This window comes from Natrinema sp. 1APR25-10V2 (assembly GCF_031626495.1).
Taxonomy (GTDB): domain Archaea; phylum Halobacteriota; class Halobacteria; order Halobacteriales; family Natrialbaceae; genus Natrinema.
The window spans coordinates 347,838-369,406 of record NZ_JAMQOJ010000005.1 but is presented as its reverse complement, the minus strand read 5'-3'; the positions used below and the strand labels follow the sequence as shown (position 1 = coordinate 369,406).

23 protein-coding genes and 1 tRNA gene are annotated in these 21,569 nt (G+C 62.9%); 9 read left to right on the top strand and 15 right to left on the bottom strand.

The features are described 5' to 3' along the window. Window positions 1–577: 577 nt before the first annotated feature. The 5 genes from NDO75_RS17715 to NDO75_RS17695 all read right to left on the bottom strand — a co-directional run bounded on the left by NDO75_RS17715 (window position 578) and on the right by NDO75_RS17695 (window position 7,404). Window positions 578–2,569 carry a DUF87 domain-containing protein gene (locus tag NDO75_RS17715; RefSeq protein ID WP_310907940.1) on the bottom strand — a complete coding sequence of 664 codons (1,992 nt, stop codon included), beginning with the start codon at window positions 2,567–2,569 and terminating at the stop codon, window positions 578–580. A gap of 17 nt (window positions 2,570–2,586) precedes the next feature. Beyond that, the gene (locus tag NDO75_RS17710) at window positions 2,587–3,183 is read right to left on the bottom strand and encodes a hypothetical protein (protein WP_310907939.1); all 597 of its coding nucleotides are present in this window, start codon (window positions 3,181–3,183) and stop codon (window positions 2,587–2,589) included. Window positions 3,184–4,010: 827 nt separating this feature from the next. After that, window positions 4,011–6,218 carry an amino acid permease gene (locus tag NDO75_RS17705; protein WP_310907938.1) on the bottom strand — a complete coding sequence of 736 codons (2,208 nt, stop codon included), beginning with the start codon at window positions 6,216–6,218 and terminating at the stop codon, window positions 4,011–4,013. Between the two features lie 3 nt (window positions 6,219–6,221). Beyond that, on the bottom strand, window positions 6,222–6,659 hold the full coding sequence (locus tag NDO75_RS17700) for an NAD-binding protein (protein ID WP_310907937.1): 438 nt from the start codon (window positions 6,657–6,659) through the stop codon (window positions 6,222–6,224). A gap of 274 nt (window positions 6,660–6,933) precedes the next feature. Next, entirely contained in the window at window positions 6,934–7,404 is a 471-nt protein-coding gene (locus NDO75_RS17695; RefSeq protein WP_310907936.1) for an Lrp/AsnC family transcriptional regulator, read from the bottom strand. A 314-nt stretch (window positions 7,405–7,718) separates the two neighbouring features. Here NDO75_RS17695 and NDO75_RS17690 point away from each other — a divergent pair, with 314 nt between their 5' ends. Continuing rightward, window positions 7,719–8,150: a cupin gene (locus NDO75_RS17690; protein ID WP_310907935.1), complete on the top strand. Its 432-nt coding sequence runs from the start codon at window positions 7,719–7,721 to the stop codon at window positions 8,148–8,150. A 429-nt stretch (window positions 8,151–8,579) separates the two neighbouring features. Here the strand turns inward: NDO75_RS17690 and NDO75_RS17685 are convergent, their stop codons facing one another. The 4 genes from NDO75_RS17685 to NDO75_RS17670 form a co-directional block, all read right to left on the bottom strand. Then, window positions 8,580–9,929 (bottom strand): tyrosine-type recombinase/integrase, encoded by a 1,350-nt coding sequence (locus tag NDO75_RS17685; protein WP_310907934.1) that lies wholly within the window; start codon window positions 9,927–9,929, stop codon window positions 8,580–8,582. A gap of 438 nt (window positions 9,930–10,367) precedes the next feature. Further along, a tRNA-Lys gene (locus tag NDO75_RS17680) sits at window positions 10,368–10,441 on the bottom strand. A gap of 59 nt (window positions 10,442–10,500) precedes the next feature. Further along, window positions 10,501–11,196, bottom strand: a complete 696-nt coding sequence (locus tag NDO75_RS17675; protein WP_310907933.1) for a hypothetical protein — start codon at window positions 11,194–11,196, stop codon at window positions 10,501–10,503. 56 nt (window positions 11,197–11,252) lie between these two features. Continuing rightward, window positions 11,253–11,393, bottom strand: a complete 141-nt coding sequence (locus NDO75_RS17670) for a hypothetical protein (RefSeq protein WP_310907932.1) — start codon at window positions 11,391–11,393, stop codon at window positions 11,253–11,255. Window positions 11,394–11,940: 547 nt separating this feature from the next. Here NDO75_RS17670 and NDO75_RS17665 point away from each other — a divergent pair. From NDO75_RS17665 to NDO75_RS17635, 7 genes are all read left to right on the top strand, one after another. Further along, window positions 11,941–12,222: a DUF6360 family protein gene (locus NDO75_RS17665; protein ID WP_310907931.1), complete on the top strand. Its 282-nt coding sequence runs from the start codon at window positions 11,941–11,943 to the stop codon at window positions 12,220–12,222. Between the two features lie 82 nt (window positions 12,223–12,304). Then, window positions 12,305–12,799, top strand: coding sequence for a ferritin-like domain-containing protein (locus NDO75_RS17660; RefSeq protein WP_310907930.1), 495 nt, complete (start codon window positions 12,305–12,307; stop codon window positions 12,797–12,799). Window positions 12,800–13,029: 230 nt separating this feature from the next. Continuing rightward, on the top strand, window positions 13,030–13,503 hold the full coding sequence (gene rimI, locus NDO75_RS17655; RefSeq protein WP_310907929.1) for a ribosomal protein S18-alanine N-acetyltransferase: 474 nt from the start codon (window positions 13,030–13,032) through the stop codon (window positions 13,501–13,503). Between the two features lie 43 nt (window positions 13,504–13,546). Beyond that, entirely contained in the window at window positions 13,547–13,978 is a 432-nt protein-coding gene (locus tag NDO75_RS17650; RefSeq protein ID WP_310907928.1) for a DUF5810 domain-containing protein, read from the top strand. A gap of 25 nt (window positions 13,979–14,003) precedes the next feature. Further along, on the top strand, window positions 14,004–14,423 hold the full coding sequence (locus tag NDO75_RS17645) for a DUF5809 family protein (protein WP_310907927.1): 420 nt from the start codon (window positions 14,004–14,006) through the stop codon (window positions 14,421–14,423). A gap of 154 nt (window positions 14,424–14,577) precedes the next feature. Next, entirely contained in the window at window positions 14,578–15,162 is a 585-nt protein-coding gene (locus NDO75_RS17640) for an NUDIX hydrolase (RefSeq protein WP_310907926.1), read from the top strand. Window positions 15,163–15,253: 91 nt separating this feature from the next. Continuing rightward, window positions 15,254–15,628, top strand: a complete 375-nt coding sequence (locus NDO75_RS17635) for a rhodanese-like domain-containing protein (protein ID WP_310907925.1) — start codon at window positions 15,254–15,256, stop codon at window positions 15,626–15,628. Window positions 15,629–15,730: 102 nt separating this feature from the next. Here NDO75_RS17635 and yciH read toward each other — a convergent pair whose 3' ends face one another. The 6 genes from yciH to NDO75_RS17605 form a co-directional block, all read right to left on the bottom strand. After that, window positions 15,731–16,024 carry a stress response translation initiation inhibitor YciH gene (yciH, locus tag NDO75_RS17630; protein ID WP_310907924.1) on the bottom strand — a complete coding sequence of 98 codons (294 nt, stop codon included), beginning with the start codon at window positions 16,022–16,024 and terminating at the stop codon, window positions 15,731–15,733. A gap of 159 nt (window positions 16,025–16,183) precedes the next feature. Beyond that, window positions 16,184–18,475: a transglutaminaseTgpA domain-containing protein gene (locus tag NDO75_RS17625; RefSeq protein WP_310907923.1), complete on the bottom strand. Its 2,292-nt coding sequence runs from the start codon at window positions 18,473–18,475 to the stop codon at window positions 16,184–16,186. After that, window positions 18,472–19,548 (bottom strand): DUF58 domain-containing protein, encoded by a 1,077-nt coding sequence (locus tag NDO75_RS17620; RefSeq protein ID WP_310907922.1) that lies wholly within the window; start codon window positions 19,546–19,548, stop codon window positions 18,472–18,474. Before NDO75_RS17620 ends, NDO75_RS17625 begins: the two co-directional genes overlap by 4 nt. After that, a complete protein-coding gene (locus NDO75_RS17615; RefSeq protein WP_310907921.1) occupies window positions 19,545–20,525 on the bottom strand; it encodes a MoxR family ATPase in 981 nt (326 codons plus the stop codon). Before NDO75_RS17615 ends, NDO75_RS17620 begins: the two co-directional genes overlap by 4 nt. Before the next feature lie 235 nt (window positions 20,526–20,760). Beyond that, the gene (locus NDO75_RS17610; protein WP_049991716.1) at window positions 20,761–20,955 is read right to left on the bottom strand and encodes a cold-shock protein; all 195 of its coding nucleotides are present in this window, start codon (window positions 20,953–20,955) and stop codon (window positions 20,761–20,763) included. A gap of 96 nt (window positions 20,956–21,051) precedes the next feature. Continuing rightward, window positions 21,052–21,273, bottom strand: coding sequence for a hypothetical protein (locus tag NDO75_RS17605; protein ID WP_310907920.1), 222 nt, complete (start codon window positions 21,271–21,273; stop codon window positions 21,052–21,054). An 83-nt stretch (window positions 21,274–21,356) separates the two neighbouring features. On the opposite strand from NDO75_RS17605, the gene NDO75_RS17600 reads away from it, so the two are divergent. Next, the gene (locus NDO75_RS17600) at window positions 21,357–21,551 is read left to right on the top strand and encodes a hypothetical protein (RefSeq protein ID WP_310907919.1); all 195 of its coding nucleotides are present in this window, start codon (window positions 21,357–21,359) and stop codon (window positions 21,549–21,551) included. Window positions 21,552–21,569 lie beyond the last annotated feature (18 nt).

The following is a 21,569-nucleotide window of genomic DNA, read 5'->3' as shown; positions in this document are numbered from 1 at the left end:
GACGCGTTGCTTGCAGTCTCGTCACCCTGTCCATCCTCCCGTCTCAGACCACTGCATGCGCCCCCCGAACACGCCCGGTCTCGGGCACTGTTCTCCCTTTTAGCCCCCTTTTCGTATCCTACTCCGGTTCAATCACCACGCGATGAGTGAACGCATCGTCCTACCCCTCTTGGTATGACCGCCCCCTCTCCCTCGCGGCGCGTCACCCCCCCTCCCTTCGCTGATCGGCAACCACGTCCCCCGATCAGTACTCCCCCCTCTCCTCGCTCCCTCCCTCCTCTCCCTTTCCTTACCATTCTTCTCTCCTCCCTTTTCTCCCTCTCTTTTCTTCTTTTCCTCCCCTTCTCTATTCGGCAGCGCAAGAATCACGAGAACCAATTAGACCGCCTATGGAGGATCCTGAAACCGCAGTATGGGAAAATAATCGGCTGCATTTGAATGAATGCACTAAACAACCTTAGAGGGACTATTATTCCACCTCTGTATTTCTTTCAATGACGCATTCGAATATGGGTGTGAGGTTTATTTTCACTCCCGGAAATAATCAATCGCCGGGCTCAGTATCCGTATGATCTGGCTAGGTGAAGGATGATACCGGCATGAATTCAACTCGGCCTGGAATATGGCCCAGGTCCTCACGAACCGCGGATTCTATCCGGTCTTTGACGTGTTCCTCGAGGTATGCGACTTGCACCTGGTTGACATCGTAGTCGAGACATTTCTTGATGTTGTCTACTTCGTGTTCCGGGCTGCGGGCGACCTCAATCGCAACCGCTTCGTTCCCCTGCACGGCGTACACGTCGATCCGCTGGGTCCCGATGGAGAACTCGGTCTCCGTCGTGAATCCCCGGTCGGCGTAGTAGTCCGCGATCTGCTGTTGCCAGTACCGGTGTTCGATCCCCCGTCGGCCGGTGTCCTCAACATCGTAGTCACGGTCTTCGAGCACTGTTCGGCCCTCTGCGGTGAGTTCCAGCAGCTTTGGGTTCCGTCCCGGCGTCCCGGTCGCCACCTCGACTTCCCGCACCAGTCCCAGTGTCAGCAACTCGTTCTTCGCCTGCGTCCCTTTCTTCGAGTCGACATCGATCGCGTCGTACCGTTTCGCCATCGACAGGAACGGTGCCTCGATCACGCTGGCGAGCAGGGTTTCCGCGACCTCGCCGACAGCCGCGGTATCATCCGTGCGGTCCTCCTCGTGGATCCCGAGATACTCCGTGAAGCGGTCAGGCCGGGACCGCGCCTGGGACTCGAGCGCCGCCAGCTCGTTCTCCATGCGTGCCCGGATGTCCGCCTCGGTCAGCGTCTTCTCCACGGTGTAGTCCGGCAAATGAATCGGGACGGGCTCCCGATCAGCCAGCTTGAACAGGGCTTCCCCTTTCTCCATCGTCCGGGTGAAATCGGTCTCGTCCCGCTCCAGACCGAACGTCCGTGCCATCTCGGTGATATCGGTCCCGCTACCCAGCGTCAGCCAGAGCTTGGCGTTCGTGTTCGCCTTGAGGCTGTCCGTCAACTTCGACGGTTCGTGGTCGCCGACGATCAGGCCCTCCCCGAACTCGCGGACTTTCCCCACGAGGTCGTCGATCGGTGGATAGCCGGAGGCGGGCTGCCGGCCGCGGTTGACGTCGAAGACACGCTTGGCCTCGTCAAACATGATCAGATGCCGCAGTTCCTGACGCTGACTGTGTGCGTCCCGATAGTAGAAGATCCACGTCAGAAGAGCTTCGACCACGAAGTTGGTCACATACTGGTTCGGTTCCTTCAGTTCGAAGATGACGTTCCGCTCCAGCAGGTCGGCGAGCGGGTAGCCCGTACTACAGTCGAAGATATCGCCGGAGAACCCGGTCATCATCGATAAGCGGCTGGCGACCCGTTCCTTGTACTTGAACTTGGGTGAGGCCTTCGTGATCTCGTCCGCGGCCACGAGATCCCGCAGTTCGAATACCGACGGCCAGTGCTCGGTCGCGGTATCGGCATCGTACAGACTGTAGAGCAGCCGCAGTTGTTCCAGGAAGTAGCTTTCTGAACCGATTAAGAGGTCGGTGGCGTGAGCGAACGTGTCCGCCAGGATCTCGCCCCACTTTCCCGGCTGGACGCCGGGCGGTGGCTGCAACGGGTTGAACTTGAAGTCCCGCCAGTTGATCACCAGCAGGTCCTGCTCCGCTGCCAGATGGCGATAGTCGTTCTTAAAGTCGAACACCATGTACGGCAGGTCCATCGCGGCGCACGTGTCCATCAGGTTGTAGAAGAAGGTCGTCTTCCCGCTCCCGGTCATTCCCACCAAGAGCAGGTGTTCGTTCAATTGGTCGTGTGTGAGCCCGATCGGCTGGCCGTCAGGATCCGTTCCGATACGGAAGGTACCGGGTATCGCCTCGTACGGGTAGAACACATCCTTTGAAACGACCTGTGCCGCCTGCCGCTGGTAGAGATCCATCAGATCGGTATACGTCTCCCGGTCGAGGGCAGCGATCTGCAGCAGCCGGTCTTTTCGGTCCTCGTCTTCCCCGACCCGGTCCAGCAACTCCTGGAGCTGGTCGACTTCCCGTGGCCGGGGAGTATCGTCCCGGTCAGCCATGGCCGCGGGCTGCACTGTTAGTCATGATCAGTGTCACCAGACGGGGATGTATCGTCGCGGCCGGCGTGCTGGTCGCGCACCTGGTCGTGAGCCTGATTCAGCTCGGTGAACGAGACGGCGTCGGATGCAACGATGGTCTCGGCGATCCAGGCTGCCTCTTCGACGGTGAGGTCCTGCGGCCGTTGTGCCTCGACCTTCTCCTTGATGACTGTCGGGTCGACGGGCGCGGTCGGTTCGACGTCGACTGTGGCCTTCACGTACCGGTCGAAGTGGGTCTGTTCGGCGCGTTGAATCCCTTCTTTGGCAAGATAGGGGAACGGCGGATGGTAGTTGATGGTCGCCCGATACAGCAATCCGAGCGTCTCCTCGAGCGCCGTTCGCATCTCGGCGACATCGTCCGCCCGTGGATCGAAGACCTGCTCGATATCCCGGTCCTCCAGCTGGTAGAAGAGGAGGGCAAAGTCGTGGATGGCGTGTCGCACGCGGTTTCGGATGGTCGCCCGGATGTCGCGTTCAGCCTGGGATTTCGGCTCGATATCGGTCTGCCCGAGCAGGTAGCGGCGCTCCCGCTCGTTCAACAGCCCGCGCGGCCGGGACGGATCGGTTGCTGACATAGGCTATTTCACCATGGTATAGGTTGTGACCCACATGCTTAAGCATAATGGCATGGTACCAATGCACAGGGATGTGGAACAGAAACGGATTAGATCGCCCACGTCAGGGACCAGCACGGCGGTGACAATGACCGCAAAGACGACTTCCGACCCGGATCGGTCAGACCTCGTCACCGTTCTTGAAGAGCACGAAGAACTGTTTCGCCGGCTTGCCGCATCGGAATTGCCGATTGCTGAAGATGCCCAGCGGGCACTCCGGCTATTGGAACAGGAGCAAGGAGACGACTCCAGACGGTCCACCCGATAAAGTGGCATATGCCGTGTTCCGGAGCCGAGAACCCCAGCAGATCTCCCTTCTCGAACCGTTAGGTTCCATAGCCAGGAAACACCTTACTGAACACGGTGAGGCCGCCGACCTTCCAGTTATCACCTATTACGATGTGTCGGCCGTCATAGACGAGATCCGCGGGAAGTCTCGTCGTCGTCAACCGCAGAACATCAGATCACGGCTCTGTTGAAATTCTCAACAACTTATAGCAGGAGCCTGCAAGGTAGAGACTCTATGCAGCACGATGACCTCGCTTGTTTCACGCCCAATCTACTGAATCAACCGTTCGGTAGGTCTGCGAACCTACCGTCTATCGGGAATCATATTATTATTCTATAAGAATTTTCGCCAACGTCACATACCGCCAAAATGCGGATACAGTCGTCATTCTCACACTTAAATACATCACCCCTAGTGAATTCGGCAGCCTGCTGAACCAACGGCTCACCGCATCGGGTACACTCAGCGATAACTAGCATGTTATTTCTGACGACCACTGTTAAAACACCAAACGTTCGACAAGTTGGCGGAGCAGACCAGATTTGTTTTGTTTCGACTTCACTTGCACTGCTGTGCAATCGACGCCGTCGATGATCCGATCCGCCGGCCGTCCAAACAGGTTTCCCCGTATTCGTCCGCCGTCCGTCCCGATGACGAGTATCTCGTCGGCGGTGGTCACGGAGACGAAGTCCCGCTCGGGGTCGTTGGTTTCGATGATCGAACGATTCACGGGGACCGAGCAGAGCGATTCGAGTTCCGCGAGGTACTCGTTTACCGTCCCGCGCTGGGTTGCGGTCGCTGTGGTCCCAAGCGGATACACTAGGTCGATGTGACCTCCAGCTTCACTCGCTAGCGCATTGGCGACGGTGATCTTCTGCGGATCGAAGGGGCCACGATCGGTGACGACCGTGACGGAGTCAATCTGCTCTACGTCGCGATCCTCAACAAGCAAAACGTCACACGGCGCGTTCCGAGTGATCCACTCGACGGTCGTCCCGAATATCGGGGCGTAGAGCGGCTCGTCACTGCGCTCTAACAGGAGGAAGTCTGCTCCTTCGTGGTCGGCAAAGTTGACGATCGCTCGCTTCGCGTCGTGACTGACAATCTCCCCGTAGGCGACCGGCACGTCGAACTCCTTAGTAAGGTGTTCCGTCCACTCTTCGAACTTGATGTCCGCCGGTGACTTCGTTTCCGACGCCTGTCGGAGCGACACCTGGTCGGGAACTTCGTCGAATTGAACGACGGTGACGCTCCCGTCGTTTTCGCGGGCGATATCGGCGGCGATCCGTAGCAGAGTCTGTTCTCGCCGCTCGCTCGTCTCTTCGGTGATCGCGACGAGCACCTCATAGCCGTCGCTCGCATCGAAGATGGATTTCGTCTGTTCGACGGCCTTTCGACCGACGGTCCGCCGGACGACATCCGTAGCTGCGCCCTCGCGCTGGACGCGATTCCGAGCGTAATAGGCGTACCAGAGCATCGATCCCGCCGTGATAACGGCGGCACCGACGAGCGGGATCGTTCCCATGTATCCAATGAGGAGGAAGCCGCCGGCGATGCCGGCGAGCTGCATCCAGGGATATAGGGGTGACGTGAAACTGGGATTGTACTCCTCGGCGTCACCCTCTCGGAACGCGATAACCGCGCCGTTGACCAGCGCGAACACGACGATCTGGAACGCACTCGCCAATTTCGCAATCTGGAGGATCGGAACAAACGCGATGAGCAGCAACATCACGGCACCAGTGAGCGTGATCGCCTGGACAGGGGTCCCCCACTTCTCGTGGATTGCCGTCAACGACGGCGGTGCGAGGTCGTCCCGGGCCATTGCAAATGGATAGCGCGAAGATGAGAGGATTCCCGCGTTGGCCGTACTGATAAGCGCAAGGACGGCCGCGATGATGACGGCAACCACGCCCGGCCACGCGAGCGTTGCTTCAGCCGCGTGGATCATCGGCACCGATGAGTCGCTCAACAGTTCAGGGGGTGTCACGCCGACCATCACCACGACGATGAGGACATACAAGAGTGTCGTGAACAAAAGCGAGCCGAGAATCCCGAGTGGGATGTTTCGGTCCGGGTTCTCCACTTCCTCGGCCACGCTTGCTACCTTGGTCACGCCCGCGTACGACACAAAGACAAGCCCGGTCGCGGCGAGGAGGCCGTCTGCCCCCTTCGCGAAGAACTCGCCGTAGCGGCCGCTTGAGGTCGACGGAAAGCCGCCGACGACGAACCACACCATCGCCGCCAACATTACCGCGACGATGGCGATCTGCAAGCGCCCCGTCTGTTTCGCGCCGACGATGTTGACGAGCACGAGTACGGTCGCCAAGGCGAGCGCGACCGGCTTTACCGGCAGGTCGAATAGGTATAACAGATAGGGGACGCCACCGACCAGCGCGAGTGCACCCTTGAACGACAGAGAAAACCACGTCCCAACGCCGGCGATCGTTCCGAGCAGCGGCCCCATGCCACGCTCGATGAAGATGTACGTCCCACCTGCTTCCGGCATCGCCGTCGCCATCTCCGCCTTGCTCAGGGCGGCCGGCACCACGAGGACGCCCGCAAGCAGGTATGCGAGGATAACCGCCGGCCCGGCCGTCTTCAGCGCCAGCCCGGGGAGAATGAAGATACCACTGCCGATCATCGCGCCGATACTAATAGCGACTACCGCGAATAGGCCGAGATCTCGCTCGAGTTCTTTCGGCATTGATTAAATTCCCAATTGCGTTACGATCGCATCGGTTAACGTTGAGGCTATGCAGACCGTCTCGACGTCGATATCTTTGAACGCGTTCGCGTTGCGCGGATCGGAGAGGCGAACGGCGATGTCAGTGACGCCGAACGTCGTCCGGCATATCTGCGCGACGAGAATGTTCCGCGCATCCGATTCGGACGCGACGATCACCAATTCCGCGTCCGAGAGGCCAGCGAGGGCGAGCGAGCGCGAATCCGTTACGTCGGCTTGCCGGGTCTCGAGATCGACACGCTCTGCGCTCGCCGCCGTCTTGTCATCTGCGTTGACGACTATCGTTTCGACGTGTGAAGCCAGTCTCTCTGCGAGGAAGAGACCAACGCTGTCGTCGATGACGATATACGCCCGCTGAAGAATCGGAGTGGAGCGCTCGAGGCGGACCGTCGAGTTAGCCATGGTCCCTCGCGACGATGAACTTCGGGATGTGACTCAAAAACTGTGCGTTGCCGACGGGATCGAAATAAATCGTAGTGAACTGTCGGTTCATGAGTGCGTCCATATGGCTGCATCCGTCCCGGATCAGCATAAACTAGCCGGTCTAATTGCGGAACCGAGAATATTTCCCCATATATATTGCTCACCTGTCCTAGATTACCGTTGTGAGCTGCCTGGACTGACCGGTAGGGAGGAGTACGAACTGCTTTCGATACTGAACATGTCATAAGTACGCCTACACGTCCTTAACGTCGAACCCATGGAATGCGCACTCGTATTCGTTCCGTATAAGGTCCTCGTCAACGACTTCGAGGCCGATCTCATCCAGATCGCGGCCGATTCGACTGAGGTCATCGCCGTCCGATCCAATCGCTTCGACGTGGACGTTCTCGGTTCCGGTCATAATCTCCCTAACGGCGACGACGCCTGGCACCTCTAAGGCCTTCTTCGCGAGCACTTCTCGTTCGGGAACCGGCGCAGTGCAGACGATGAGCGTCTGTAGTTGATAGCTGGCTGCCTCATAGTTTACCTCAGGGCGGTAGCCAGTGAGGATGCCTGCTGCCTCCAAATTTTGTATGCGATTACGGACTGTGCTGGCCGAGACACCTGCTTGTTCTGCAATCTCGCTTGCCGATGTTTTCCGAGCGTTTTGTTGAAGACTATGGACGATACGCCGGTCAAGGTCGTCAAGTGGACCTTCGCTCATACGTATGAGTAATCGTACCGGGGAAAGTAACTTTCCACGAGATACCCGCGCTCCATCTTTACTCTGTACTGAGCGATCACCACCTTCGCAAACCGTGCCGAATATCGTGCCACATTCGCGCCTTGTATCTTGTATCGACTCCACTAAATATAGGGATTCTGCTAGAAACGATGTGGAATATATAGGGCGTATATTCATCAGGACAGGCCATCAGCAGTGTACACGGTGGAAACCCGCTGCCGTATGTCGCGTCAGTAGCTACCCGGGAGGTAGATTTTTCAGGCCGCCACTCGATTTGTTAACGTGTGGCACATATGGTCGATAATTCGCCAGTGATCAGAGATGGGGGCCTTGTCCCTGATGGGGGATCGGCGAGCCCCGAGTTCGTCACGCCTGCCGATCTCCAATCGGCTGCCGAGACGCCGGGTGTTGACAGAAGAATGGCCTTCGAGACCGAGAATAACGTGATGGTGCAATCGCGCGTCGCCGGAAACACAGCAACCGACTGGCACCACCATGGAGACCGCCACGTCTACATCTATTTGGTCGAAGGGAGCGTAGTTCTCGAGCACGGTCCCGACGGCGACCAGCGACTCGAAGGAACCGCTCCTCTATTTGCGCAGATTCCGCCTGGAATCGTCCACCGTGATATCAATCCCGCCGATACAGAGCAGGTAAGTATCATCAACTTTGTTGGTTCGGGCCCGCTCGTAGTGAATGTCGATAGCCCGACGGCTCCCGACTGACGGGGGTTCATCGAGTAAGTAGCCGACCGATCACTCGCATCAGCCGGCTCTGCTGAATTTGCGCCATGTATCTTGCACGGCTTGTTCAATCTCCCCAGCAGTTGGCAGGAGGTGCGTGCATGATACAGAAGGTGTTTTCAGCAAGATAGGATGTTTTCATTTGTATGAGGGAGACTGAACTAGGTCAGTGGGACAGTATTTTCACTAGGTTAGGTATATAAAGGAGATAATTTCAATAGAGCCTAGACCGCTGCTGAAGCAGGAGTACCTCACTGCCGAACGGGGTCGCCACCGGTTTGTCGCGGCGACGGGGAGCGGTCAGAATACGGTTGAAACATTCCGCTATCTTGTGAACGGCGAGATTGACGAACCCGGGATCAATCCTGACGCGTTCCCGTTTCCCTCATCGGAGTACTCCTATTTACGAAGTTACCGATCAGGAAGAAGAAGCCGGCGGAGGGCCGGATGTTCCCGTATCAACTGGCGGGCTTCCATCACGTCTTCGGTCGTCACCTCCTCGTCATCAGTCATGTCACCGGTGCGCGGTGCCTGAGCGGCGGATGCAAAGATCCGATCGTCCTGTGCCTCTATTTGGTCGGTGGCGTCGGGCGTCAAGGCGAAGTGACACCACACACAGAACTCCTCGTGCTGCGGAGTGTCCCGGTGGCATCGCGGGCATTCGACCGGTCCGATCTCCGTGTCCTCTTCCGGTTCGACCTCGATACCGTGGAGGCGCGCGTACACGCGTTCGTTGCTCTCCTCACCGAACCGGGCCATATACCGGGCGGTATGCTCACTGCCGCGTTTCCGGCCCTGCCGGTCCTCGATCCGTGGCTGGGCATAGCCGAGCATCACCAGCCAGCGGGTGTTCGCTTTACGGAAGTTCGTCGGGGTCACGTCCTTTGTGACCCCGGCGCGGTCGGCGGCGTCCCGGAAGTAGTCCCGCCACGTGTTGTATGACGGCCGATCGGGGATGCTGAGCTTTGTCCACAGGTAGTCACTCCCGTCGCCCGGGTGGTCGTCGAGCCACTTCTGCAGGTAGGGCACCGCCATGATGAGATGGACCGGCCGCTCCCCGCGTTTCCCGTCGACGTGCACGCCGACGGTATGTTTGGCGTCGAACACGTCGTCGACGCGCAGGTCGAAGAGTTCCCCGCTTCGGAGCCCGGCCTCGAACTGGACCGCGAACAATGCCTTGTCTCGCGAGTTGTGCGCGGCATCGATCATCGGCACCACGTCATCCTCCCACAGGAGGAGATCGCGTTCAGAGGGCACCGGATTGAAGTCGTTGCTGGTCCCCGTCGGGATCCAGCTCAAGACGGCCGGGGGCTCATCCTGTTTCAACCGGTACCGGCCGAACGACCGCAGGGCGGTCCGGTAGTCCTGGTTCGTATGTTCGTTGGCGTACTCGTCGTTAATCCAGCGGACGATCGCTTCGGCGGCGGCCCGGTAGTCGAGCGCGGCACCCAGCAGCCCGTGCTCCTCGAGGACTGCCTCGACGTCATCCGCGTCTGCGATGTCGGCTGCAGCAGCCTCGCCGTTATCCCTGAAGTCCTCGATCGTCGGCGGTGGGGCGAGCGCTGCCATCCGGCTCGTGTGCCGCAACAGTTTCAGGTGCCGGTGTTCCCCGATCTTCGACGGGACCAGCCGGATGTTGTCCGACATCTTCAGGAGGTGGTCTCGGTCCGCGTCGTATTGCACGTAGCGCTGGTCGGCACCCCGCCCCCGTAACTGATCCCGGAGATCGTCAACTTCTGCGCGCGGGTCGGCCCCTGCCATACTGTGGCAGACGGGCTAATGGCTTGTAAGGTTCTGCCTAGAAGCCGGCCCTTGGCTTTCCTTCACGACAATTCGTTTCTAAGCCGTTGCTCTCTCGAACTGTAGCGGATTGGCTTTCGGGTCAGCTCCCCGTCGTGCTCTGTGTGAACGCTTCATTTCGGAGTTGTGCTGTCACGACGAGATTTCGTTCAAAGAAGCGACTGGGGGCACACGTTCGATTGCTTTCGTATACGCTCGTAGGACTTGTTTTCCTGCGTTTCATCCCGTAGCTGTGGCTCTCCAAGAATACGCTCGCAGCAGGGTGGCAGGCCGAGCGCGAATTGAACACACGGTCGATCGCTTCCTCATTCGCTTCGCTCGTGAGACTGCACTCTCCCTGCATTCAGACCCCGCCGGTTCCGTTACCTGTCGCTCACGGAGTTGTTCGCGACAGGAAAGCGGGCCGGGCGCGATTTGAACACGCGACCGTCTGGTTAAAAGCCAGACGCTCTGCCAGACTGAGCTACCGGCCCCGTAGTTTCCCTTTTCGGTGAGTAGCGGTTAAACGTTTCTTTCTCCGCTGCCGGGTGGCTCACTCGAGGTACTGTTCGAGAGCGTCGGTGACGATTTGGCCGGGGTCGACGCCGTCGATGGACGCGCGCCGCCGCAGGTCGCGGTAGGTACTCGGCGAGAGGATGACCTCGAGTTGGCCGAGGGTGATGCCGTGGTCTGCGAGGGCCTGATCGAGGGGGACGTCGTCGTTGACGGCGCTGGCGACGCTGCGGACGTCGCGGACGGTGAGGTTGCCGTCGAGGGTGGCCCATGCGAGGAGGAGCCGAGATTCGCCGGCGACGCGGGCGATGTGTTTGGCGGCAGTTGGGGCGATCTGGCCGAGTGCAACCTGTTTGCGGACTGATCGGGGGAGGTCGTGAACGCGAGCCCATTTTCGGATGAACGAGACGGTGGCGTCACCGCCGGCGCGTTCGGCGGCGGCTTTGTAGGACCCTTCCCCGCGGACGAGGGCGGCACAGGCGGCCGCGCCGCGGAGCATGTAGAGGTGGTCGTCGCCGCTTTCGCCGCCGGCGAACTGCCGGACGGTTTCGGCGGCATCTGCGAGACTCTCAGGGTCGTCGGGATCGAACTGGACGGCCTCGCGGGCGCGAGTACCGGCGACCGATTCGTCGCCCCGGATCACGGGTGCGCCGACGGGCGATTCGCGGTCCGTCGGGATCGATCGACCGTTCTCGCCGCGGCGGTTCGAACGGTCGCCGGGCCGGTTATCGGTCATGAATACCAGTAGACGGCGTTCCGTAAAAAGATCGTTGCCAAGATGGAATATACGTGTTACTCCTCGCGCTTTTCGGCGAGGTGCTCCCAGATCTCCGTACAGCCGGCTCCTTCTTCGATATCGTCGAGGTGAGCGTCGTCGCGCTCCTCCGCTTCCTGCTCGACCGGCTCCGGCGTACATTCGGCTGCATCTGTCATGGACACCCGTTCGAACCCTGTCGTCATAAGTACCGCTTCGGCCGCAAGCGATACCTCTGTTCAGTCATTCGGGTTGATTCTGCCGCTATCTCTGACAGAAATCTCCGTTCGAGCGTCGTGGACCCGTCGAATTGAGCGACTAACTGCTCGTACAGTCACTCTCTCCGTCTCTATTCGCCGATGAGGAAGCCGTCGAATGGGCCGTAGGCTGCTCGAGGCGGAGCTACCGGCGACTATTCGAGCGAGCGACCGATCGGTCGTGCTGTCCTGGATGCCCTTCTTCAGGCCCGTCGGTGGTCTGTATCGGCGGTTCGATTCGTCACAGCCGGTGTCGCGTCGAACAGAGTTGATCGATGGGTTCCGATTTCGCCGTACCCGACACCACGGTCGAGCAACTGCGGCCCGAATCCAGCAACAGTTGCCGCTACAAAGTGCGCTCGTAACGGACTGTGTGTTCCGTGTCCGCACGGGAAAAGCGGCTGACCTCGAGTCGCGTCGTCCGGGAGAGCCGCAGTATAAGTGATCGCGCCATGAGACTCGAGGTAGCATGTCCGATCGACTGATGACGGTCAACGCGTACACGACGCTGGATTACGTCGAGGGAAAAGCGGTCGGCGAGACGTTCGAGTGGGAGTCGGTCGCCGTCGTGAACGCGACCGCGGACCGTGAGGACCCCGACAGCGTTCGCCTCCAACTCGAACTGGACAACCTCTCGGAGGAGTTCCTGCCGAAGCACATGCAGGAACTCGAACTGACGCCGTCGCAGGCTCGTGAGCTGGCGGCGGACCTCGAGAAACACGCCAATCGAGTGGAGAAGACGTCTGAGTAGCGGCTCGACGACCGTACTGAACCCTGCCGTCGCAGGCTCGTGGCTTTTTCGCTCGGCAGCTGAACGACCGAGCGGTCACACCATGAGCATGGACACAATTCAGGATCTGTTCGAACACGGCCTCGAGGACATCTACCACGCCGAGCACCAGCTCCTCGACGCGCTCGAGGAACTCGAGCACAACACCGATCGCGAGGAGATTGCGGGGGCGTTCGCGGAGCACCGCGAGGAGACCCAGGAACAGATCGAACGGCTCGAGCGGGTCTTCGACGAGTTCGGCGAGCCGCCGGAGAAAGAAGAGTGTGAGGGAATCGAGGGGATCCTCGAGGAGTACGAGGAGTTCACGTCGATGGATCCGTCCCAGGAGGTGATGGACTATCACAACATGGCGGCCGCCGAGAAGACCGAACACTACGAGATCGCCGCCTACGGAAACCTGATTCCGCTCGCCGACCAGCTCGGGATGGACGAGGCTGCCGACCTCCTCGAGCAGAACCTCCGGGAAGAACAGGACGCTCTCGACGAACTGAAGGAGCTGACCGAACAGTTCGGGATGGACGCGATTCCGGCCGAGTGATCACCGTGTCCGACGACCACGATACCGAGGACGACGAAGACGACCAGACGCAGTACGGCGGGACCCAGGACGAGGAGCCGACGACCGACCTCGACGAAGACGACGAAAACGACGAGGACGAGTAGACGCCCGCATACGACCCCCCGCACCGACTGAGAGAGCGCTGCGGTCCGAAGGCGAGCGGTGCCGGGACGGTACGGCTTTTATCGTTCGGTGCGTTACTCTCTCGTGTGACGACGCGCGCTCACGAGGACGGCGACGAGGTGTCGATCAGACCCGCAGAGCGTGCGGATCTCCTCGCGGTCGTTCGCATCGAGAACGACTCCTTCTCCCAGCCCTGGCCGTACGACGCGTTCGAACGATTTCTCGGCGAACCGGGGTTTCTCGTCGCCCAGACGGACGGCGAGATCGCGGGCTACGTCGTCGCCGACGTCACCCAACAGATCGGCCGCACGCTCGGTCACGTCAAGGACATCGCCGTCCACGCGGACCACCGCGGTGCGGGTGTCGGTTCCGCGCTCCTCTCGCGCTCGCTCGGTGTTCTCGCCGCCCGTGGGGCCGAGACCGTCAAACTCGAGGTCCGACGATCGAACGACGGGGCGAAACGGCTCTACCGCGAGTTCGGGTTCGAGCCGCTCCGCCGGGTGTCCGGCTACTACGGGAACGACGAGGACGCGATCGTGATGATTCGGAAACTCGGGTAGACGCTGGCGGGACGTTTTACCGGCTGGACCCGTAGGCACACCTATGGGATACGCCTGTCCGGTCTGTGACGCCGAGGAAGCAGACGCGGAACACCTCGCGAACCACCTCGCGATCACTGCTTCGCTCGGTCGCGAAGAGCACCGCGCGTGGCTCGAGGAACACGCACCCGACTGGAGCGACTGCAGTCCCGAAGAACTCGGCGAGATCGTCAGTCCACACGCCGAAGAGATCGATACACCGGATTTCGATACGGCCGGTCACCAGCACGGCCACGGTCCCGGCCGTCCGGATTCGCTCGAGGGCGGGATCGCCCGACAGAGTCGACAGCCGGGGCGCGGCTCGATGACCGCCGAAACCGAGGACGTCCTGCGGGAGGCGGCCGAGTTGACCCGAGAGATGCAGGGCGCGACCGAGGATGACGCGGACGAGGGTGGGAACTCGGACGGCGACGCCGAGACGAACGAAAACGCGTAACTGCCCGTCGGTCCACCGTACGGGTATGCACACGGTTGGGACGCTCTCGCCGTCGTCGGCCGAAGCGGCGCGCGAGCGGTACGAGGAGGTCGGGCCCGCGGCACAGACGGTCGTCCGCGAGGTCGCGAAGGCGATGGCGTTCGACCGCGAGGAGTACGACGAGCGCGTCACCGGCGAGGTCGTCGAAACCGCTCGAGACGCACTTTTCGCGGGCCTGCTCGAGGTCCGCGTCGGGAGCCGCGACGAGTTCGAGGAGTGGCGGGAGTCCTACGACGGCGAGGTGACGACGGTCGGCAGCGAGAACGTCGATCGGGTCGTCTGGCACGCGGGTCCCGAGGGCGAGGCCGTCGCGGCGACGTTCCAGAACGAGGAGGACGCGGCGATCGCGACGCTCCGGCGGCAGGCGTTCGGACGGCTGTACCGGCCGCTTGTCGACCGGTCGTAGGGGGCTCGACCGAGGCGTCGACGGGTCGGCTCTTCTCGAGTGTCCAGCGAGTCACGATATCGCGGTACCGTCCGTCAGCCCCACGGGCACCGCGCTCCGCGTCGACGCCGGTCGAAACGCCACCTATTATCCGCTCGCGGACCCACGATACGCTATGACTGTTCCCGACGAGTGGAACCTCCTCGAGGAGCGCACCGAGTACGAGACCGGCTGGTACGACGGCGGCTACGACCTGCTCGAGCAGCCCGACGGGAGCGAGAAGCGATACTACTGGGCCGAACTGCCGCCCGCGGTCGTCGTGGTCGCGCGAATCGATGCCGACGTCCTCGCGGCGGCCGACGGCGGTGACGAATCCGCGGACGGTGACCGCCTCCTATTCGTCGAACAGTACCGACCGACGATCCGCGAGACCCACCTCGAGCTCCCCGCGGGGATCGTCGAGGACGGCGAATCGTACACGCAGGCCGCGGCGCGCGAACTCGAGGAGGAGACCGGCTTTCGGCCGACGAGCACGGCGCTTCTCCAGGAGTACGCCGTCGCGACCGGCGTCTTGCGCCACGACCGCGCCATCGTCTACGCCGAGGGACTCGAACTGGGGGAACGCGAACTCGACAACAACGAATTTCTGGACGTAACGACGGTGCCGGTCGACGACGCGCTCGAGCGGGTCCGCGAGGGGCCGACGAACGACGCGACGCTGTCGGGGCTGTTGCTGGCGAAAGAAGACGGCCTCCTGTAGCCCGTCCCGGTGGGAGCGCCCCTCTCTCTGACCCACGGCGGCCGCTCCCGGACCCGTACCCTTATTCGGTGCGCGGCCTAACGCGCCGGTAATGGACGGCGAAATCTCCACCGACGAGGTCAAGGAACTCCTCGAGGACGATGCCGACGTGCGCATCGTCGACATCCGCGACGAGCGCAACTTCGCGCACAGCCACATCCCCGGCAGCGAGAACATCCCCTTCCACGAACTGACGAACCGGATCGACGAACTCGAGGACGCCGACCGCATCGTCACCGTCTGCCCCCACGGCAAGGCGAGCGTCCAGGCGGCCCAGCTCATCGGCTCCTACGAGGGGACCGCCGACGCCCGCGTCGAAAGTATGGACGGCGGCCTCGAGAAGTACGGCATGAAGTTCGGGCTGGTTCGCGAAGACGGCGACGAGTCGGCGAGCGGCGAATCGGCCGAGCGCGAGTCTCCGTTCTGAACTCGAGCGGCGGCGACGCGACTGGACGGTATCGGCATCGAAAAGATGGTGATCACACGGCGCGGTCGTGGGTTCGGAAGTCGTCTCAGAGCATCGCGGGCATTATGCGACGTTGAAGCCGCGGTCCCGAAGGAACTCCTCGATGCGGCCGGTGTGGTTACCCTGGAGTTCGATGTGGTCGTCCTCGACGGTGCCACCACAGGCGAACTTGGACTTGAGATCCGACGAGAGACTGTCGAGATCGACGTCCTTCGGATCGAATCCTTCGACGATCGTTACCTCTTTACCGTATCTGCGCTCGTCAATGCGGATGTTGAGTTGCTGTTGGCCCTTGGCCACGTCCTCGCAGACGCAGAGTTCCTGGGGCAGCCCGCACGTCGAGCAGACTTCCGACATTACGTTCGTAGCTATGAAACGGGCATATTAAACACTATCGGGACCCGCATGCCCTCGCGTGGTTCTTTTTGAGTGTGCAGGCCGATCGGCGGTGGATAGAAGTAGGTGATCGACGCCGAGCGCCCGTTCCCGACGTTCGTCGACCGATCGATCGCCGGCTCAGTGAAGACGGCGGACGACCGGCAGTCGGTCGCGAGCGAGCTCGTCGACGATCGAGATCGCAGTATCCGCGTCCGCTCGGTCCACGCCGCCGCCGTAAACCGCCCGTTCGTAGCATTCGAGCACCTGCTCGGTTCGTGGATCGAGCGGGTCGTCGTCCCCGTCGGCCGCTTCCGAGAGCGCCGTCAGGTACGCGCGAGCCGACTCCGAGCGACGTCGCGGTCGGTACTGACGGGCCAGGAGTCGCTCGAGTCGGTGGAACGCGCGCTCGGCGTCCCGATCGGGATCGCCGCGGGAGCCGTGCCAGTAGATGCCGAGTTCGCGACGAGCGCGTCCCGTCGCGCCGGTTCGGCGCGCACCCGCGGCGAGGCCGACGAGGACGACGAGCCCGAGCGCGGCCGTCTCGCGCGTGACCGTGGCGATCCGAGTGAGCCACGACTCCCGGTCGTCGCCGTCGCTCTCGTTCGGCGTTCCGGAGTCGGACGGGGACTCGTTCGGCGTCCCGGGATCCGTGCCGGGGGTCTCGTTCGGCGTTCCGGGGTCGGACGGGGACTCGTTCGGCGTCCCGGGATCCGTGCCGGGGGTCTCGTTCGGCGTCTCGTCGGGGTCGTCGCGGATCGGCACGTCTTCGCTTTCCTCGATGTCGGCCGCCTCGTTGCCGTTCGTGCGAGCCTGCTGCAGTCGCTCGGTGTGGACCTCGCTTCTGGACTCCCCGGGCGTCGGATCGAACCGGACCCAGCCGTGGTCGGGGAAGTAGACTTCGACCCAGGAGTGGGCGTCGAGCCCCCGGACGAGGTACTCGTCGTCGTCGATCTGCTGGCCGCTCGTGTAGCCGGTGACGTAGCGGGCCGGAATCCCCTCTTCGCGGAGCATCTGTGTCATCGTCGTCGCGAAGTAGACGCAGTAGCCCGCGTCCATCTCGAACAAGAACCCCTCGGCGACGTTATCGGGGGGCTGGGAGACGTCCAGCGAGTACGTCTTCGTCGACTCGAGGTGGGATTCGATCGCGACCGCGGCGTCGTACGGCGTCTCCGCGCCGGCCGTGATCTCGGCGGTGCGCTGGCGGAACTCGTTCGAGGTCCCCGCCGGCGTCTGCAGGTAGTGATCGGTGATCTCGTCGGGGTAGTCGGTTCCGGCGGCCCGCAGTTCGGCCGGCTCGGGGTCGACGATCGCGCTCTCCGCACCGTAGCTGTCGCCCTTCTCGAGCGGCGCGTTCGGCCGCGGCTGGCCGTGCGTGGAGAGTAGCGCGCGCTTGGCAGCGTTGTCACCGAGCGACACCGGCTGCGGTGCGACGGGCATGATGCCCAGTTTCGTCTCGGCGGTGACGGTGTACTCGACGGTCTCGTAGTTTCCGGGCGGCGAGGCAATCCCGCTGCCGTCGTACCGGCTGCTCTGGCCGGTCCGAACCCATTCGTCGCCGGTGAACCGGTCGTAGACGCCGGTCCGCCAGTACGACGGCTCCTCGGACTCAACGGTAAAGCGAACCTCCGGCGAGAGGTCGACCTGTCCGGAGATTCCCGACCGCTCGGGTGCGGTGTCGAGCGTCGCCTCGAGCGTGCCATCTTTCCCCTGGACGAGCTGGGTTGGCCCGGCCGGGTCGCCGGGGACGACCGTGACCGTCAGCGAGAGGACGATAGCCAGCGCGAAGAGGGCGGCCAGCAGGTCGGCCTGTGCGATCGAGCCGTCCCGTTTCTCGAGTTCGCCGACGGCGACGGCCCCGATGCCGGCGAGGGTGCCGGCTAACGTGGCGAACGTGCCGGCGTCGCCGGTCAGGACGAGAAAGCCGAGCGCTCCGCCGCCAAGGAGCGCGCTCGAGCCGTAGTAGCCTCGGAGAGCGAGGTACCACGAGAGGAAGACGGGGGCGGGCGCGAACCCGAGCGTCCAGATCCCGGCCTGGACCATCCGGAGCAACGGCAGGCCGGTCGCGAGCGCGATGATGTCGGAGACGATGGCGTCGGTCGACGTGAAGACGACGCCGAGTTCGACGCCGGCCGACGTGAGGTAGTGGGCGAAGCCGAACCAGGCGGCCACCAGCGCGATGGCGACGGCAGTCCGCGGGCGAACCGCTCGCGCGACCACCGTCGCGCCGATGAGCATCCCGGCGACGATCGCGAGCAGCGCTGTGCTCCCGCCGACGACCCGCGTTACGCCATAGAGGACGCTCACGTACGAAGCCGTCAGGGCGAGCACGCAGGCGAGAGCCAGGCGGCGGAGCGCGTCGCTCTCGAGGGGGCCGCCCTCGCCGACCGATATCGCCCGGTCGCCGGCGTGCGTCGACGAATCCGTGCTCACGCGTGCACCTCCGTCTCGCTCTCGGCGTCGCGGCCGGGTCGCCCGTCTCGACCGGATCGATTTCGATGCGCCTCGAGTTCGCTGTCATACCCGCCGTGGAGCCGCTCGAAGGGAATCTCGCGGCCGTCGACCGTGATCGTCGTCCCGTCCGCGTCGGTTCGGACCAGCACGTCCGCGTCCTGACGGGTTCGCTCCGGAAGCTCGCCGGGCTCGGCGACAGCGAGCAGCCCCAGCAGGTCGCGGTGGTGGGAACGTCCCGATCCGGGCGGGTGCGTCCCGTCGGGGACGGTGACGCCGACCGTCGCGCCCAGCTCGAGTAGCGTGGTCGCGACGCTGGCGGCGGCCGACGCCATCTCGTCGTCGCGGTCGGTAACGCACTCGGCGGCGACCGTGACGGCCCCCGCGTCCGCCTCGTCGGCGTACTCCACGACGGCCAGTTCGTCGTCGGGGCGCTTGGCGGCGCTCTTCCAGTGGACGTCGCGCAGGGCGTCGCCGCGGCGGTACTCCCGGAGGTGGTCGAACTCCTCGGCGTCGCGCCGATCCGCGACGCTGGCGAGCGTCTGGAGGTCGGCCGTCGGACCCTCGCTCAGGTCCCGAACGCGTGGATACACGAGGACGGACGTCGTCGCTTCGTACTCGAACCGGCGTTCGACGAGCCCGAGCACGTCGCTGACCGCGACCGACAGCGGTCCGATCCGGCGGTCGCCCCGATCCTGGAGTCGCACGTCGTATACGAACGTCTCCTCGTCCTCGAGGGTGGTCTCGGCGATCGGCTCCTCGACCGGCGAGAGCCCGTCGCCGACCGTATCGCGGACGGTCGCGGCGACGGTTCCGTCGGTTTCGATCGCGGTTTCGACCTGCCGCCGTTCGCCGATGAACCCCTCGCTGACGGGGTGACGGTCGACCCGCGGTCGGTCGGCCCGGACGATCGCGAGAACGCCGGCGAGCAAAACGACGGCCAGCGGGACGACGACGGCGTTGAGCGCCCGTGGGCCGGCCCACCAGCTCATCGCGACGGCGAGAGCGATCACGCCGACGGCGGTCCAGCCCCGAAGCGTGAATCGCGCGTTCATTCGACGGACACGCGCTCGAGGGCGTCCTCGACGACCGCCGCACCGTCCCGATCCCGCCCGGTCGTCTTGATCCGGTGGCCCATGACGACGGGCGCCTCGATCTGAATGTCGTCCGGGATCACGTACTCGCGGCCGTCGGTGACGGCGCGGGCCTGCGCGGCCCGGAGCAGCGATATCGTCCCGCGGGGGCTGACGCCGATGTGAGCGTTCTCTCGGGTGTAAGCCGCCAGCCGCGTTGCGTACTTCCGGACCGGCTCGGCGACCTGCACCGTCGAGACGGTCTCGCGGGCGGCGACGAGCGTTTCGCGATCGGTCACCGACTCGAGCGATTCGATGGGGTGATCGCCGACCGTCCGGCCGAGCAGTTCGGCCTCCTCGTCGGGGTCGGGATAGCCCAGGTGGAGTTTCTTCATGAACCGGTCGATCTCGGCGAAGGGCAGGTCGTAGGTTCGGTTCGGCTCGACGGCGTTCTGGGTCGCGATGACGGTAAACGGCGCGGGGAGCTCGCGCGTCGTTCCGTCGACGGTGACCTGTCCCTCCTCCATGGCCTCGAGCAGCGCGGCCTGCGTTTTCGGCGGTGCGCGGTTGATCTCGTCGCCCAGCACGATGTTGCCGAAGACGGGGCCAGACTGGAATTCGAACTCGCGGGTCTTCTGGTTGAAGACGTTGACGCCGGTGACGTCGGTCGGGAGCAGATCGGGCGTGAACTGGACGCGGCTGAACGTGCAGTCGACGGACTTGGCGATCGATCGGGCGAGCATCGTCTTGCCGACGCCGGGAACGTCGTCCAGGAGGACGTGTCCCCGGGCGAGGACGGCGGTGACGACGTGTTCGATCACGTCCTCGTGGCCGACGATCACGCGCGAGACGTTCGATTCGATGTCGGCACAGAGCCGCTCGACCGTAGCTATCGGGAGGGCGTCACCGTCGGTCGTCGGATCGGTACCTGTCTCCGCTGTCGGATTGGCGTTGGTCATACTCTCAAAGGTATCTGCGGGGGACTCGGACGACCCAGTCGGTACGAAGATATCCGTCGCTGCGGAACATATGTTTTGTGTCACATGAACTACCAGTTACGCGAGAAATACGCTTTGTCGCGCCTGTCGAGACTGTTCGAGAGTGAATCGGCCGCGGAGTCGGGCCCCGCGCGCTCGAGAGCCGTCGCTCCCCGCGTAACGATCGGAAAACGATGCCTCCTGCGGAATCGCCTGCCTAGAGCCGCTCGACGTTGGTCGCGCGTGGCCCCTTCTCGGCCTCGACGATTTCGAACTCCAGTTCCTGACCCTCCTCTAAGTCAGGGCCGCCGATGTCCTCCATGTGGAAGAACACGTCCTCGTCCGCGTCGTCGGTCTCGATGAATCCGTAGCCGCCAGTGTCGTTGAAGAATGCGACCGTACCTTTCGCCATTGCAGGTCAATAAAGCCACGACGAAAATATAAAGCTTCGGGAGCGCACTCGCCGGGATGGTCCGAGAATCCCGGTATTACCCCTGTCAGTCACGGTTTACCACGTCTTGCAGTTCGGGCAGACGAGGTCGCCGTCGTTCCGCCAGACGCGGGTCGTCGTCTCCTCGCACCGGCCGCACGTGTACGCACCCCACGCGTACGTCGAGAAGCCGGAATCGGCGGGCGTCGTCGACTCGAGGGGGGCGTCGGCGTCGTCTGTCTCGCTCGTCTCCTCACCGTCGGCCGACACGAAGTCCGAGAGCGTCGCGTCGTCGGTCACGGATGAGGATACGCACGGCGGCGGCTTAATCGCTCCGCCGCGGGACCGGCACGGCCAAGTAGGACCGGTTACAACCCCCGATTATGAACACCGTGACACCGCTGAACATTATCGTGGAGAATCTCACCGAAATGACCAGCCTCTTCGGCGACGTGGCGACGGGTGCGGGGCTCGCACCGCTGCTCGTTCTCATGGGTGCGCTTCTCGTCGCCTTCTCGATGGCCGTCTTCGGCGTTCTCACCCTAGGTGCTGTCGGCAGCCTCTTTACGTCGAACTGACGCGCTTTTTCTCGTCCG

Excerpts from the sequence above, each read along its gene's own strand:
- NDO75_RS17620 (WP_310907922.1), bottom strand. The coding sequence starts at position 19,548 with ATGAACGCGCGATTCACGCTTCGGGGCTGGACCGCCGTCGGCGTGATC.
- NDO75_RS17710 (WP_310907939.1), bottom strand. The coding sequence starts at position 3,183 with ATGTCAGCAACCGATCCGTCCCGGCCGCGCGGGCTGTTGAACGAGCGG.
- NDO75_RS17705 (WP_310907938.1), bottom strand. The coding sequence starts at position 6,218 with ATGCCGAAAGAACTCGAGCGAGATCTCGGCCTATTCGCGGTAGTCGCT.
- NDO75_RS17650 (WP_310907928.1), top strand. The coding sequence starts at position 13,547 with ATGGGATACGCCTGTCCGGTCTGTGACGCCGAGGAAGCAGACGCGGAA.
- NDO75_RS17670 (WP_310907932.1), bottom strand. The coding sequence starts at position 11,393 with ATGACAGATGCAGCCGAATGTACGCCGGAGCCGGTCGAGCAGGAAGCG.
- NDO75_RS17715 (WP_310907940.1), bottom strand. The coding sequence starts at position 2,569 with ATGGCTGACCGGGACGATACTCCCCGGCCACGGGAAGTCGACCAGCTC.
- NDO75_RS17690 (WP_310907935.1), top strand. The coding sequence starts at position 7,719 with ATGGTCGATAATTCGCCAGTGATCAGAGATGGGGGCCTTGTCCCTGAT.
- NDO75_RS17635 (WP_310907925.1), top strand. The coding sequence starts at position 15,254 with ATGGACGGCGAAATCTCCACCGACGAGGTCAAGGAACTCCTCGAGGAC.
- NDO75_RS17695 (WP_310907936.1), bottom strand. The coding sequence starts at position 7,404 with ATGAGCGAAGGTCCACTTGACGACCTTGACCGGCGTATCGTCCATAGT.
- NDO75_RS17665 (WP_310907931.1), top strand. The coding sequence starts at position 11,941 with ATGTCCGATCGACTGATGACGGTCAACGCGTACACGACGCTGGATTAC.
- NDO75_RS17685 (WP_310907934.1), bottom strand. The coding sequence starts at position 9,929 with ATGGCAGGGGCCGACCCGCGCGCAGAAGTTGACGATCTCCGGGATCAG.
- NDO75_RS17660 (WP_310907930.1), top strand. The coding sequence starts at position 12,305 with ATGAGCATGGACACAATTCAGGATCTGTTCGAACACGGCCTCGAGGAC.
- NDO75_RS17600 (WP_310907919.1), top strand. The coding sequence starts at position 21,357 with ATGAACACCGTGACACCGCTGAACATTATCGTGGAGAATCTCACCGAA.
- yciH (WP_310907924.1), bottom strand. The coding sequence starts at position 16,024 with ATGTCGGAAGTCTGCTCGACGTGCGGGCTGCCCCAGGAACTCTGCGTC.
- NDO75_RS17675 (WP_310907933.1), bottom strand. The coding sequence starts at position 11,196 with ATGACCGATAACCGGCCCGGCGACCGTTCGAACCGCCGCGGCGAGAAC.
- NDO75_RS17640 (WP_310907926.1), top strand. The coding sequence starts at position 14,578 with ATGACTGTTCCCGACGAGTGGAACCTCCTCGAGGAGCGCACCGAGTAC.
- NDO75_RS17700 (WP_310907937.1), bottom strand. The coding sequence starts at position 6,659 with ATGGCTAACTCGACGGTCCGCCTCGAGCGCTCCACTCCGATTCTTCAG.
- NDO75_RS17645 (WP_310907927.1), top strand. The coding sequence starts at position 14,004 with ATGCACACGGTTGGGACGCTCTCGCCGTCGTCGGCCGAAGCGGCGCGC.
- NDO75_RS17610 (WP_049991716.1), bottom strand. The coding sequence starts at position 20,955 with ATGGCGAAAGGTACGGTCGCATTCTTCAACGACACTGGCGGCTACGGA.
- NDO75_RS17615 (WP_310907921.1), bottom strand. The coding sequence starts at position 20,525 with ATGACCAACGCCAATCCGACAGCGGAGACAGGTACCGATCCGACGACC.